9 protein-coding genes are annotated in these 12,551 nt (G+C 73.2%); 4 read left to right on the plus strand and 5 right to left on the minus strand.

Annotated features, from left to right (window positions below; translation table 11 throughout):
• Nucleotides 1–39: 39 nt before the first annotated feature.
• The 3 genes from ABIA38_RS21335 to ABIA38_RS21345 form a co-directional block, all read right to left on the minus strand.
• On the minus strand, nucleotides 40–861 hold the full coding sequence (locus tag ABIA38_RS21335) for an ABC transporter permease (protein WP_424640319.1): 822 nt from the start codon (nucleotides 859–861) through the stop codon (nucleotides 40–42).
• A 70-nt stretch (nucleotides 862–931) separates the two neighbouring features.
• Nucleotides 932–1,852, minus strand: coding sequence for an ABC transporter ATP-binding protein (locus ABIA38_RS21340; protein WP_424640320.1), 921 nt, complete (start codon nucleotides 1,850–1,852; stop codon nucleotides 932–934).
• Nucleotides 1,853–2,036: 184 nt separating this feature from the next.
• A complete protein-coding gene (locus ABIA38_RS21345) occupies nucleotides 2,037–3,281 on the minus strand; it encodes a hypothetical protein (protein ID WP_424640321.1) in 1,245 nt (414 codons plus the stop codon).
• Between the two features lie 1,045 nt (nucleotides 3,282–4,326).
• Between ABIA38_RS21345 and ABIA38_RS21350 the strand changes: the two genes are divergently transcribed.
• The 3 genes from ABIA38_RS21350 (at nucleotide 4,327) to ABIA38_RS21360 (ending at nucleotide 9,369) form a co-directional block, all read left to right on the plus strand.
• Nucleotides 4,327–5,484: a carboxylate-amine ligase gene (locus ABIA38_RS21350; RefSeq protein ID WP_424640322.1), complete on the plus strand. Its 1,158-nt coding sequence runs from the start codon at nucleotides 4,327–4,329 to the stop codon at nucleotides 5,482–5,484.
• A gap of 31 nt (nucleotides 5,485–5,515) precedes the next feature.
• Nucleotides 5,516–7,375: an NAD-binding protein gene (locus ABIA38_RS21355; protein WP_424640323.1), complete on the plus strand. Its 1,860-nt coding sequence runs from the start codon at nucleotides 5,516–5,518 to the stop codon at nucleotides 7,373–7,375.
• 140 nt (nucleotides 7,376–7,515) lie between these two features.
• Nucleotides 7,516–9,369: an amidohydrolase gene (locus ABIA38_RS21360; RefSeq protein WP_424640324.1), complete on the plus strand. Its 1,854-nt coding sequence runs from the start codon at nucleotides 7,516–7,518 to the stop codon at nucleotides 9,367–9,369.
• 89 nt (nucleotides 9,370–9,458) lie between these two features.
• Here the strand turns inward: ABIA38_RS21360 and ABIA38_RS21365 are convergent, their stop codons facing one another.
• Both ABIA38_RS21365 and ABIA38_RS21370 read right to left on the minus strand, forming a co-directional pair.
• Complete coding sequence (locus ABIA38_RS21365) at nucleotides 9,459–10,004, minus strand: YbaK/EbsC family protein (RefSeq protein ID WP_424640325.1); 546 nt, start codon at nucleotides 10,002–10,004, stop codon at nucleotides 9,459–9,461.
• 176 nt (nucleotides 10,005–10,180) lie between these two features.
• A complete protein-coding gene (locus tag ABIA38_RS21370; protein WP_424640326.1) occupies nucleotides 10,181–10,849 on the minus strand; it encodes a hemerythrin domain-containing protein in 669 nt (222 codons plus the stop codon).
• Between the two features lie 230 nt (nucleotides 10,850–11,079).
• Here ABIA38_RS21370 and ABIA38_RS21375 point away from each other — a divergent pair.
• A partial coding sequence (locus ABIA38_RS21375; RefSeq protein ID WP_424640327.1) for a BTAD domain-containing putative transcriptional regulator occupies nucleotides 11,080–12,551 on the plus strand: 1,472 nt, incomplete at its 3' end.

Consider the following 12,551-nt stretch of genomic DNA (forward strand, 5'->3'; position numbering starts at 1 on the left):
TACTCTCATTGCCCCCACCCGGCGCGCCGGGACCCGGGCCTACTCCCACCGGAAACAGCGCGCCGCCGCGAAGCCGAAGACGATTCCGTAGCCGGCCAGCACCGGCAGCGCCGAGCCGTGCGGCCAGTGCCCGTTGGTCGCGTCGGTGAGCGCCTGGACCGCCGCGCCCAGCGGGGTGAAGTCGCCGACCCGGCGCAGCGCGTCCGGCATCGTGGCGCGCGGCAGCCACAGTCCGGCGAAGAACATCGCGACGAAGAACAGGATCGCCCCCGCGCCGTTGGCGACCTTGGTGTTGGCGGCGACGGCGGCGACGAACAGGCCGATCGCGAACAGCGCCACGGCGGTCAGCAGGAAGCCGACCACGAAGGCGAGCGGGGACCGGGGCAGATGCACCTTGAACGCGAAGCGGGCGATCAGTTCGACCGCGGTGGTGGCCAGCACCGCGACCGCGCCGTTGACCGCGAGGTGCGCGGCGAGCAGCCGGCTGGGCGGCAGCGGCGTGGTGGACAACCGGCGCAGTACGCCCTTCTCCCGGTAGCCGGCCAGGGCGGGCGGCATCGCGTTGAGCGCGAGCATCGCGAAGGTGAAGGCGACCAGGATCGGCACGTAGACCTCGACCAGGGTGTGTCCGTCCAGGTCGTCGGTGTGCTTGCGGGTGCCCGGGATCGAGCCGAGCACGACGAGCAGTACGGCGGGGAAGATCAGGCCCCAGATCAGCCCGACCGGCTCGCGCAGGAACAGGCGCAGCTCGGTCAGCGTGACCTGGACCAGCGCACCGCGCGGGCGGCCGACGGCCCGGGCCCGGGTGAGCCGGATCGGCGGTTGCGCGGACGAGGTGGGTGAAGCCGACGAGATGGACATGCGGACTCCCGAGTGGATGTGGATGGTGTGCGAGTGGGTGAAGGGGTGGGCCGCTCAGGCACCCAGGCGCTCAGGCGCGGTCGCGGGTCAGGGCCAGGTACGCGTCGTCCAGGTCGGCGCTGTCCACCCGCAGGTTCTCCGCGATCACCCCGGCGCGCGCGAGCACCGCGGTCACCGCGGTCAGCACGTCGGCGGTGCCCAGGATCAGCACCTGGCCGTCGACCACGGTCAGTTCGCTGACCTGGGGCAGCGCGGCCAGTTCGGCGTGCAGCTCGGGAGCGAGCGGGACGCGGGTGCGGAACCGCACCGACTGGGTGTCGGCGACCCGCCGGATCAGCGCCTCGGGGGTGTCGAGCGCGACGATGTGCCCTCCGTCGAGCACCGCGACCCGGTCGCACAGCCGCTCGGCCTCTTCCATGAAGTGGGTCACCAACAGCACGGTGACCCCGGCGTCGCGAATCTCCTCGACCAGCGACCAGGTGTCCCGGCGCGCCTGCGGGTCGAGCCCGGTGGTCAGTTCGTCCAGGATCACCACCCGCGGCCCGCCGAGCAGGGCGAGGGCGATGGACAGCCGCTGCTTGAGGCCGCCGGAGAGCTTCGTGTACGCGGTGCGGCGGTGCGCGTCCAGGCCCAGCCGGGTGAGCAGCGGGGCCGGGTCCACCGGCGCGCGGTAGGTCGCGGCGTAGAGCTCGATCGCCTCGGACACCCGCAACTTGTCCGGCAGCGCGCTCTCCTGGAGCTGTACGCCGAGCACGTGCCGCACCTGCTCGCCCTGCTCCCACGGATCCAGGCCGAGCACCCGAACCGTCCCGGAGTCGCCCCGGCGCAGCCCGGCCACACACTCCACGGTGGTGGTCTTGCCCGCCCCGTTCGGCCCGACCAGCCCGAAGATCTCGCCGGGGGCGACGGCGAACGACACGTCCCGCAGCACCGACTTGCCGGGGTAGCCCTTGCTCAGCCCCTCGACCCGAACCGCTTCGACAACTGCCATGACGACCGCTTCCTCAGTGGGGTGCCGGCTGCCTGCCGACACTTACGAGAATGCGATCCGGACCCTTGTCGCCGAATCCACCGACAAGCCGCACCCGGGCCCGCCGCCGGTGGACCACCCCCCTCCACCGGCCGGCGCCGCCCATCCACCGATCGGTGGATGGGCGGCATCCGCCACCGGCGGATCAGCGGGTGAACAGGGCCTCGATGGTCGAGCCCGGGGACTCCGGGGACCAGGTGGGGTCGCAGCCGGACAGGGCGGCGAAGACCCGGTGCCAGTTGGTGGGGTCGGTGTCGAGGTGGGTGCGGAGCAGGGTGGTGATCTCGGCGTGTGCCTCGGTGGCCGCCTCGTGGATGGGCCCGGGGACTTCGCGGCGGTGGGCCGCCTCGGCGAGCCGGCGCAGGATCGGGCCCGCGCCGCGGGCGTGGTGGACCAGGTCGTGGCCGGTGACCAGGCCGGCGGTGACCAGTTCGTCCAGGTGCCGGTACCACGGGGCGTCGCCCAGGACGTCGCGGCCGGCGCCGATCGAGGCGCGGGCGTGCTCGGCGTCCAGGGCCGCGGCCACTCGCGCGGAGCGCAGGTGCACGGGCCCGAGGGCGAGCAGGCGCGCGGGCGAATCCGGTTCCTCCACCAGCCGGTTCAGTACCTCGGTCGGGAACGGTTCGCGCTCGTGCTCGGCCACGATCAGGTCCCAGTCGCGCGCATACGGCAGCTCGAGCAACTCGTCGGTGTCCGCCGACCCGTGGCATCTGCGCAGTTTGGCGAGCAGCTTGTCGGCGCCGCGCTCGCGGTCGATCCGCTCGGTCAGCGCCGCGTCGGGGTCGGCGCTCGCGAGTGCCTTGGCCGTCACCCGGCCGGCGGTCGCGCCGAGCACGCCCTGTTCGACCAGTGCACCGATCCGCTCCGCGCCGCCGTGCCGGAGCAGGCCGCGCCCGCCCAGGAGTCGGTCCGACAGGGAGGCTTTCTTGCCCAGTTGGCGCAGCGCGTGGTCGATCAGCGCCGGATCGGCCGCCTCCACCTTCGGGCGCAGCGCGGGCAGGACGGACGCGGTGGCCCGGTGTTCGGCGAGGAGTTGCCCGCGCAGCGTCGGATGCAGCGGCAACAGATCCTCGGGACCGGCGGCGGGCCGGCCCTGCGGCACCCGGGACAGGATCACGCGGCGTACCGCGACGTCGCCGAGGCCCAGCGGCGCGCCGTACAGGTCCGCGTTGAGTTCGGGGTCGTCCAGGCGCAACACCCGCTCCAGGACCGCCGCGTCGCCGCAGCGGGCGCCGAGGATCCGCAGCGCCGGGCGATCGTCGGCCAGGAACGGGTATTCGTCGAGCGCGCGCGGTACGTGGTCGACACAGCGGGCGTAGGCCCACAGCGTGGGATAGGCGTGTTCGCCGAGTCGGGGCAGCTCGGCTCGGCGACGATTCGCCCGCGCCACTCCCTGGGCAGCGGTACCAGCGCGCGGGTGGGCAGTACGCCGAGCACATCGGTCGGCCCGACCAGGCCGTGCCGGTACGTTCCTTCGGCCAGGAAGTCGCCGCCGCCGTGCGTGCCGTCGTAGTAGTCGCGGATCCGGCGCAGGTACGAACTCGGCGCGGCCGGCGCGGGCCAGGTGCTTCGGGTCGGGTATTGCGCGGGGCGTCGGGTCGGGGTGCCGGCCAGGATCGCGGCGACCCGATCCGCGGTCGGCTGCACCAGGCCCGTGTTCTCGGCCAGCGCGGCCAGTACCTCGGGTTCGTTCAGATCGATCAGGTCGTTGGCCACCGATTCGTCGAACACCCGTCGCCCGAGGGCCACTCGCGGTGCGACCGAGTCGCTCGCGAAGCACGCCTCGTAGAGCCGGCTCGGATACTCGTACCCCGGGGCGTCGACCGTGGACTGCCCGGCGAGCGCGGCGAGCACGGCCGGATCCGCCGGGACCGGTCGGTCGCGGTGAGCACCGCGCCGTTGTGGGCCGGCGCGCGGCGGACCCACGGATCGGGGTCGGCCGCCGCCCTCTCCCGCACCCGGGAGCCGAGTTTCGGATCGGCGAGCAGCGCCCCCACCACGTCGTCGCCGATCCGGTGCCGGACCCGGCCGAGGTCGCCCACGACGGCCCCCTCGAACGGCAGTCCGACCAGAAGAGCCTTGTCCGCGACCCCGACCCCAGACACCACACGCCCCGCACTTCACCCGTTCGGCAACCGGGATCCACCCCATCACAACGCCCGGACATCGGACCCGTCGCCCCCGCCCGACCCGGGCGGGACGTGTCGACCTGCGGTGATTACGGGTACAACCGATCGAGTCCTCCCAAGTAATACGGCCTGTCCGGATCTTGGTCGAGCACGTCGAGGGCCGCGATGCCACATCGGGTGGGGCCCGGGGTGAGTCCCGGGGCCACGGGGTACCGGCACACGGTTCGCGACGCACGCCGGCAACGGATGGTCATGTCCAGGTGGAGGCCCTGCCCGGCGGGTTCGCCCGCTCGAAAGGACGGTTCCGTGACGACCACCCTGGGTGTCGAGGAGGAGTACCTGCTCGTGGACCCGGTCAGCGGACTGCCGGTACCGGCGGCCGAGCGGGTCCGGGCCGAGGCGAGGTTGCGGCCCGGGCTCGGCGTCGGCGACGTGCAGCCCGAGTTACTGAAGGCGCAGTTGGAGGTGGCCACGCCGGTGTGCACGTCGCTCGACGAGATCGGCGGCTACCTCCACCGGATGCGGCGGGAACTGTCGGCGGCGGCCGAGCGGATCGGCTGCCGGATGATCGCCTGCGGGGCCGCGCCGGTGAGCAACGGCACGATGGAGGAGATCAGCGAACATCCGCGCTATCTCGCGATCGGGGCGAACGCGCGGCGGCTGGCCGACGTCCAGCTGATCCACGGGATGCACGTGCATGTCGCGGTGCCGGACCGGGAGACCGGCGTACAGGTGGTCAACCGGATCCGGCCGTGGTTGCCGGTGCTGGTCGCGATGGGCGCCAACTCGCCGATCTGGGAGGGAGCGGACACCGGCTTCGCGAGTTGGCGCACGATCCATTACGCGCGCTGGCCGGTGGAGGGCCAACCGCCGGTGTTCCTGGACCTGGAGGAGTACGAGCGGCGGATCGACGCGCTGCTCGCCGTGGGGGTGATGCTCGATCGTGGCCAGGTCTACTGGCAGGTGCGGCTGTCCGAGCGTTTCCCGACCATCGAAATCCGCTGCCCCGACGTGCAGTTGCGCGCGGACGACGCGGTGATGCTGGCCGGCCTGGTGCGCGCCCTGGTGGTCACCGCACTGCAACAGCACGACGACAAGGCCCCCTACGCCGCGCCGGACCAGGAACTCCTGCGCGCCGCCTGCTGGTTGGCCGCGCGCGACGGCCTGGACGGGGACCTGTTCGGACCGGTGGGGCCGGGGGGCACCGCGCGCCGGATCGAGGCGGGCGACCTGGTCGCCGAGCTGCTCGCGCACGTGGCCCCCGCGCTGGACGAATTCGGGGACACCGCCCGGGTGTTCGCGCTGGTGGATCGGCTGATCCGGCAGGGCACCGGGGCCGGCCGGCAGCGCGACGCGTTTGCCGTCGGCGGTCTGCGCGGCGTGCTGGACCTGCTGATCTCGGACACCTCGGCGGCCTGCCCCGCCATTCGGCCGGGGGGGAACGGCCGGCCGGAAAGGGGCTGACGGGGGACGGCCCGGGGGGCAGGGTAGGGGTGTGTCGACTCCTGCGCACGATCCGACTTCTTTGCCTCGGGCCGGACACCTGGTGGTGTGCGGCGACGACGCGCCGGCCCAACGGCTGTCCTACGAACTCGCATACCTCTACGCGGAACACGTGACCGTGCTGCTGCCCTCGGTACACCGCAACCACGGCCCGCAGATCGACGAACTCGCGCGCGGGCAGGGGATGTCGGTGTCGGTGGTCGAGGCCGCCGAGCCGGACGACGACGCGCTGCGCTCGGCCGGTGTACCCACCGCCTCGGCGCTCGCGCTGGTCTACCGGGACGACCGGGCCAACATTCACGCGGCGCTGCGGGCCCGCCGGCTCAATCCGCGCATCCGCCTGGTGGTTCGGCTCTACAACCGCAAACTCGGCCGCCATCTGGAGGAGTTGCTGGACCGCGCGGTCGCGGTCCGGGCCGGTGGCGCCGGCGACGCGTCGGCCCGCGAGGTGACCACCACCGTGCTGTCCGACGCGGACACCGCCACCCCAACCCTGGTGGCGGCGGCGATCGCCGGTGCGGGCAAGGTGGTCCAGGCGGAGGGGCTGCTCCTGCGGGCCACCGAGCGACCGGCCGCCGAGCGCGACCCGGCGCCCTACTTGTACACGCTCGCGCTGCAGTCCGACGGCGTGGGCGGCAGCCCCGAGTTGCTCCCGGACGAGGCCGCGGTGGCCGCGTCCGGGGCGACCCGGGGGCGGACCGTCCTGGAGACGATCGCGCTCGGCGAGGGGGTCGGCGGGGCGCCGGCCAATCGACGCCGGCTGCCGCAGGTGTGGCCGGTGGCCACGCTGTTTCCGCGCCGGTTGCGCTACGCGCTGGTCGTCCTGGTTACCCTGCTGTTCGTGTTCGCGGCCCTGACCTGGTGGGTCACCTCGGATTCGCCGCTGCGCGCCGCGTACCGCTCGCTCCTGGACGTGTTCGGGTTGGGCAAGCCGGAACTGGACGGGGGTGCCGGGCGGCAGATCCTCCAGGTGCTCTCCGGGCTCGCCGGGATGGCGCTGATGCCGGTGTTGTTCGCGGTGGTCCTGGAGAGCCTGGGCACCTTCCGCACCGCGAGCACCCAGCGTCCGCCGCCACGCTCGATCGCCGATCATGTGGTGCTGCTCGGGCTTGGCAAGATCGGCACCCGGGTGCTGGATCGGCTCGGCGAACTGGGCATCGCGGTGGTGTGCGTGGAGCGCGACCCGCAGGCGCTCGGCGTCGCCGGCGCGCATGCACGCCGGGTGCCCGTGGTGATCGGCGACGTCACCCGCGAGGGTGTCCTGGAGGCCGCGCACATCGGCACCAGTCGGGCGCTGCTCGCGCTCACCAGCGACGACGCGATCAACCTGGAAGCCGTCCTGTACGCCCGCGAGGCATCCCCCGAACTGCGGGTGGTACTCCGCCTGTTCGACGACGAGTTCGCCAAGACGGTGAACCGGACGTTGCGCGAGTCCTATCCTCACGCGCTCACCCGCAGTCGCAGTGTGTCCTCGTTGTCCGCGCCGGCCTTCGCGGCCGCCGTGCTGGGCCGGCAGATCCTCGGCGCGATCCCCGTGGAGCGCGAGGTGTTGTTGTTCGCGGCGATCGAGGTCGCGGACCACCCGGAGTTGGTGGGGCGCACGGTGGCGGAATCGTTTCGGGCCGGCATGTGGCGGGTGCTCGCACTGGACCCGGCGGATCCGGGCCGACACCGCGCCGACCCGGGCGGCGGCCCGGGCGGGCCTCGACAGCGCGAACCGGTCCGGCAGTTGCCCCCGGACCACCTGCTACGGCCCACCGACCGGGTGGTGTTGGCCGCGACCCGCCGGGGCCTGGCCGAACTGCTGCGTGGGGACCGGGCGGCGCCGCCGCAGCCGCCCGCGACTGGTTGAGCCGGCCGGCGGGCCTGCCTCGACCCGATCGGAGGATGTCCTCGGAGGATGTCCGGATTTCACCTTCGTTGTCACCGTGCGTCGCCGTCAGACTGCATAGCGATATGATCGTCCAGGCAACGAAGGATCGGGTGACTGTGATGTCCGAGGGACTCTCGCCGACAACGGGCGCGGCGGCGGAGCCGGGGACCCGGCCCGGCGCGGCCGACATGATCTTCTACGGTGGCGAGATCGAGACGGTCGCGGGCCTGATCGCCCCGAAGTCGGGTGCCGGGGACGCCGGTTCGCCGCCCGAGCTGCCCGAGCTGCCCGAGCTGCCGGAGTTGCCGGAGCGCTCGGAGCGGCCGGAGGCGGTCGCGGTCAAGGACGGCCGGATCGTCTTCGTCGGCGACCTGGACCACGCGCTCGCGCACTGGCAGGGCGCCGCCACCCGACTGCGCGACCTGGCCGGTCGGGCCCTGCTCCCGGGCTTCATCGACCCGCACGGCCACGTGGTCGGCACCGGCCTCCAGGAGAGCATCGCCGACCTGCTCGCCGCACCCGACGGGGACGTCGCGGACATCGCCGGGATCCGGCGCAAACTGGAGGAGTTCGCAGCCGGCGAGGTCGGCGGGCGCTCCGAGTGGATCATCGGCTTCGGCTACGACGAGTCCCAACTCGCCGAGGGAGTGCATCCCACCCGGGATGATCTGGACCAGGTGTCCCTCCATCGACCGGTGCTGGCCATCCACCAGTCCTTCCATCTCGGCGCGGTCAACAGCAAGGGTCTCGAACTGCTGAAGTACAACGCCGAGAAGGAGAACCCGAAGGGCGGAGTGATCCGGCGCCGCGACCCGTGGGTGGACCCGCACGGCGAACCCGACGGGGTGTTGGAGGAGACCGCGTTCTTTCCCGCGTTCGGGCTGGCGGTCGCCGGGGTGGCCGAGCAGGACCGCGCGCTGTTCCTGGACAAGGGCCTGAAGGCGGCGGCGAGTTACGGCTTCACCACGGTCCAGGAGGGTGCCGCCGAGCTGGACGTGCTGGGCCAACTGCGCGACGTTGCGGCGGTCACGCCCGACGGGCTGCCGCTGGACGTGGTGGTCTACGTCAAGGCCGAAGAGGCGATCGGGAAGCCGGAACTGGTCCAGGCGAGCGGGGAGTACGTGAACGGCCTGCGGGCGGCCGGCATCAAGCTGGTTCTGGACGGGTCCCCGCAGGGGCGTACGGCCTGGCTGCGCGAGCCGTACACCACCCCGCCGGGCGATCCGGACGTCGACTACTACGGCTACGCCACACTGGACGAGGAGGAGGCCCTGGACCAGGTACGGGCCGGCTTCGCGCACGGCTGGCAGGTGATCGCGCACGTCAACGGCGACGCGGCGATCGCCCAGCTGATCCGCTGCGTACGCACCGCGAGCAAGGAGGCCGGCCCGGCCGATCGGCGCACCACCGGGATCCACTGCCAGACGGCGGGCGAGGACCAGATCGAGGAGTTCCGCCGGCTGGGCATCATTCCGTCGTTCTTCTCGATGCACACCTTCTATTGGGGCGACTGGTACTTCGAGACGGTGCTTGGGCCGGTCCGCGCGGTGGACATCTCGCCCGCCCAATGGGCCCTGAAGCGCGGCATGATCTACACGTCGCACCACGACGCGCCGGTGGCCCGGCCGAGTTCGATCTCGATCCTGTCCAGCCAGGTCACCCGGCTCACCCGGGGCGGCGAGACGCTGGGCGCCCACCAGTGCGTCTCCGGTCTGGATGCGGTGCGCTCGATCACCATCAACGCCGCCTACCAGTACGGCGAGGAGGCGGACAAGGGCAGCATCGAGGTGGGCAAGCTGGCCGACCTGGTGATCCTGAGCGCGAACCCGGCGAGCGTACCGGGACCCGCCATCCGGGACATCACCATCGAGGAGACGATCAAGGCGGGCCGCACAGTCTTCCCGCCGGCCGACGTGCGGTCGGCGCCGATGCCGGCCGGGATCGGGCTGAACCTGTTCGCGCACCACTGCTGACGCGACGTGAGGTCGCCCTGCCCGGGCGGGAGTTCGGGCAGGGCGGTCGGGCAGGGCGGTCGGGCAGGGCGGTCGGGCCGGGTGGATGCCTACCCGATCGGGACGCCCAGGTCGGGGAGGACCACCGCGCCCGGGAGTTCGGCGAGCAGCCGGCCCGGTACCCACAACTTGGCACCGCGGATGCCCGCGCCGACCACGATCCGCGGGTGTGCGGCGACGGCGGCGTCGATCAGGATCGGCCAGTCGGCGGGCAGCCCGATCGGGGTGATCCCCCCGTACTCCATGTCGGTCGCGGCGAGCACCACGTCCACGGGCGCGAACGAGGCCTTGCGGGCGTCCAGGTGCCGGCGGACCAGGCCGTTGACATCGGCCCGGGTGGTCGCCGCGACCAGGCACGCGGCGTAGCCGACAGTGCCGCCGCGCTTGGCCGCGATCACCACGCAGTTCGCGCCGTCGGCCGGGGCCACCTCGTAGCGTGCGCAGAACGCGGCGGTGTCGGCGAGTTCGGGATCGATCGCGGCAACCTCGACCAGTTCGGCACTCGCGGCCGGCCAACCGGCCAACGCACGGGCCACGGGCGGCGCGAGCAACTCGGGGTGGGACAGGGCGGGATGCAGAGCCAGAGCGGTGGTCATGAACCCATCCAACCGGATCCGGCCGTCCGGCCGCTGCCTGCCGGTGTCGGTGCCCGTGGTCGGCGTATCCCAATACGTCCGCTGGGCCGATTGCTCCGGGCCGTCCTCGGACGCCGGACGGGCTGTTCGTCGTGCGGTGAGCCAAACTCGGCTCGGGTGGATCCGGCCCGGCCGGCTCAACCGCGGACCCGGCGTACCGTGCGGGCGTACATCGGACGGCCGAGCAGGTGCCAGATCAGTCGGGCCGGGAGCGGTAGCCCACCGAGCATCGTGGCCCGCTCGGTGGGGGTGGCCTCCTCCAACACCACGCCGAGCAGCAGCAGGATCTGCGGCTTGGGCGTGGTCTCCACGAAGTGATCGCCCATCGCGTGCCATTCCGCCGCGGTGAGCAGCCGTTGGGCCAGCGGCAGCAGCTCGGCCTCCTCGTCGTCCAGGTGCTCGATCAGCGCGGCCCGGTGCTCGGCGAGGGTGGCGACCAGGGCGTCCCGCTCGGCCTCGCCGGCGTGCGCGGTCCAGGCCGGCAGCAGCTTCTCGGCGGCGGCCAGCGAGCCGGCCACACGCTCGTGCTGGGCCTCCATCCGCAACACCAGATCGGCCTCGAGGTCGACCCGGGCGAGCAGCGGCGGCCACAACAACTCGTCCTCGCCGGTGTGGTGGCCGTGCAGCCCGAGCCGGTAGAGGCCGAAGTGGTCGGCGAGCACCCCGGCCCGCGCGGTGTCGCCGGGCCGGACGGCGGCGACCAGCTCGACCAGCAGCCGCGATTCGCGGCGCAGCCCGCGGTGCACGATCACCATCTCGCGGGTGTCGAAGCCGGCCGTGGCGGGGGAGACGGGCGAGGCGGTCATGGTGGTGATCCCTTCGATGGGCCCTCGACACGTCGTCGTCGGGCATGCCCCTAGCCTGGCTCCGGCGTCTTGGAGGAATCCTGGAAGGAACATGGAGCCACCCGACGGGGTTGTTCGATGCTCTCGACCGATCCGATCCGATCCGGATGTCGGAACGGCGGAGCTGTGGGACGTCGAGACGTCGAGACGTCGAGACGTCGGGATGTCGGAACGGAGGGATCCGGGGAGTCGTGGTCTACCTGCGCGTGCTCGGCCCGTTCGAGGCCGACGTGGCCGATGTGACCGTCCCGCTGGGCGGTCCGCGGCAGCGCGCCGTGCTGGCGCTCCTGGTGGCCGCGCGCGGGCGGGTCGTCTCGATCGACCGGATGATCGAGGACCTGTGGCGCGGCGAACCCCCGGCGCAGGCGATCACCTCGCTCCAGGCGTACGTATCCAACCTGCGCCGCCTGCTCGAACCGGGTCGGCCGCGCCGCGCACCCGCCACGATCCTGGTCAGCGCGGCGCCCGGCTACGCACTGCGGCTGCCGGACGACGCGGTGGACGCATGGCGCTTCGAACACCTGCTCCGGACCGCACACGACCGCGCCGACACCGCCCCCGCCGAGGCCCACCGTCTCGCCGAGGACGCCTTGGCCCTGTGGCACGGCCCGGCCTTCGCGGCAGCCGCCGACGAGCCGTGGGCCTACGCCGAGGCCACCAGGCTCGACGAACTGCACCTGAGCGCCCGCGAACTGCACATCGCCACGGCGCTACGCTCCGGTGCCACGGCTGCCGCCACGGTCGACGCCGAACGCCTGACCCGCGACGCCCCCCTGCGCGAGGAAGCCTGGCGCCTACACGCGTTGGCCCTGTGGTCCGGCAACCGTCAGGCCGACGCCCTGGCCACCCTCCGCCAAGCCCGCGCGGTACTCGCCGCCGACGTCGGCCTGGACCCGGGCCCGGCCTTGACCGACCTCGAACAGGCCATCCTGAGCCGCCGAATGGAGGTCCTCCGCGAGGCAACGGAACCCCCGCCAGGTCCGCCGACCCGGCCCGCACGGCCGACCGACGCATCGAGTACGCCCGAGCCGCAGGTCGCCACGACCGGGCCGGCCCAGGCCGCCCCGGAACCGCCGACCGGTGTCGGGTACGGGGCGGGTACGGCCGGCCCACACGCCCTTGCAACCGGGCCGGCCCAGGCCGCGCCGGAACGGCCGAGCGGGGAAGGTTCCGGTACGGCCGGCCCGCAAGCCGCTCCGACCGCGTACGGGCACGAAGCCCAGGCGGCCCCGACCCCCGCCGACCACCCGCCGCCCCCGGCACGCGTGGGAGCCGCATCGGCCACCGGCCGGCCCGCCCGTGCCACGAACGAACCGGCCGGCACGCCGTCGACCGCCCGAGCGCCCGCTCCCGGCAACGGCGGCCCGACGACGTTTGGTTCGGGGGAGGACCGGGCCGGGCCCGGCGTGGCATCCGGGCCGGTGGCCGTCGTGGGCGGGCATGCCGCGGGTGACTCGGTCGTGGTGGCCGGCTCGGCGTGGGGCGGCGGGGCGCGTGGTGGCGCGGAAGCGGATGTCGTTCCCGTCGGCCGCCCGTTGACGGGTTCGGGACAGGACCGTGCCGGGCGTGGCGTGGCATCCGGGCCGGTGGCCGTCGTGGGCGGGCATGCCGCGGGTGACTCGGTCGTGGTGGCCGGCTCGGCGTGGGGCGGCGGGGCGCGTGG

Origin of the sequence: Embleya sp. AB8 (assembly GCF_049739465.1) — a bacterium.
In the GTDB taxonomy this organism is placed as follows: Bacteria; Actinomycetota; Actinomycetes; order Streptomycetales; family Streptomycetaceae; genus Embleya.

Excerpts from the sequence above, each read along its gene's own strand:
- ABIA38_RS21335 (WP_424640319.1), bottom strand. The coding sequence starts at position 861 with ATGTCCATCTCGTCGGCTTCACCCACCTCGTCCGCGCAACCGCCGATC.
- ABIA38_RS21340 (WP_424640320.1), bottom strand. The coding sequence starts at position 1,852 with ATGGCAGTTGTCGAAGCGGTTCGGGTCGAGGGGCTGAGCAAGGGCTAC.
- ABIA38_RS21360 (WP_424640324.1), top strand. The coding sequence starts at position 7,516 with ATGTCCGAGGGACTCTCGCCGACAACGGGCGCGGCGGCGGAGCCGGGG.
- ABIA38_RS21365 (WP_424640325.1), bottom strand. The coding sequence starts at position 10,004 with ATGACCACCGCTCTGGCTCTGCATCCCGCCCTGTCCCACCCCGAGTTG.
- ABIA38_RS21370 (WP_424640326.1), bottom strand. The coding sequence starts at position 10,849 with ATGACCGCCTCGCCCGTCTCCCCCGCCACGGCCGGCTTCGACACCCGC.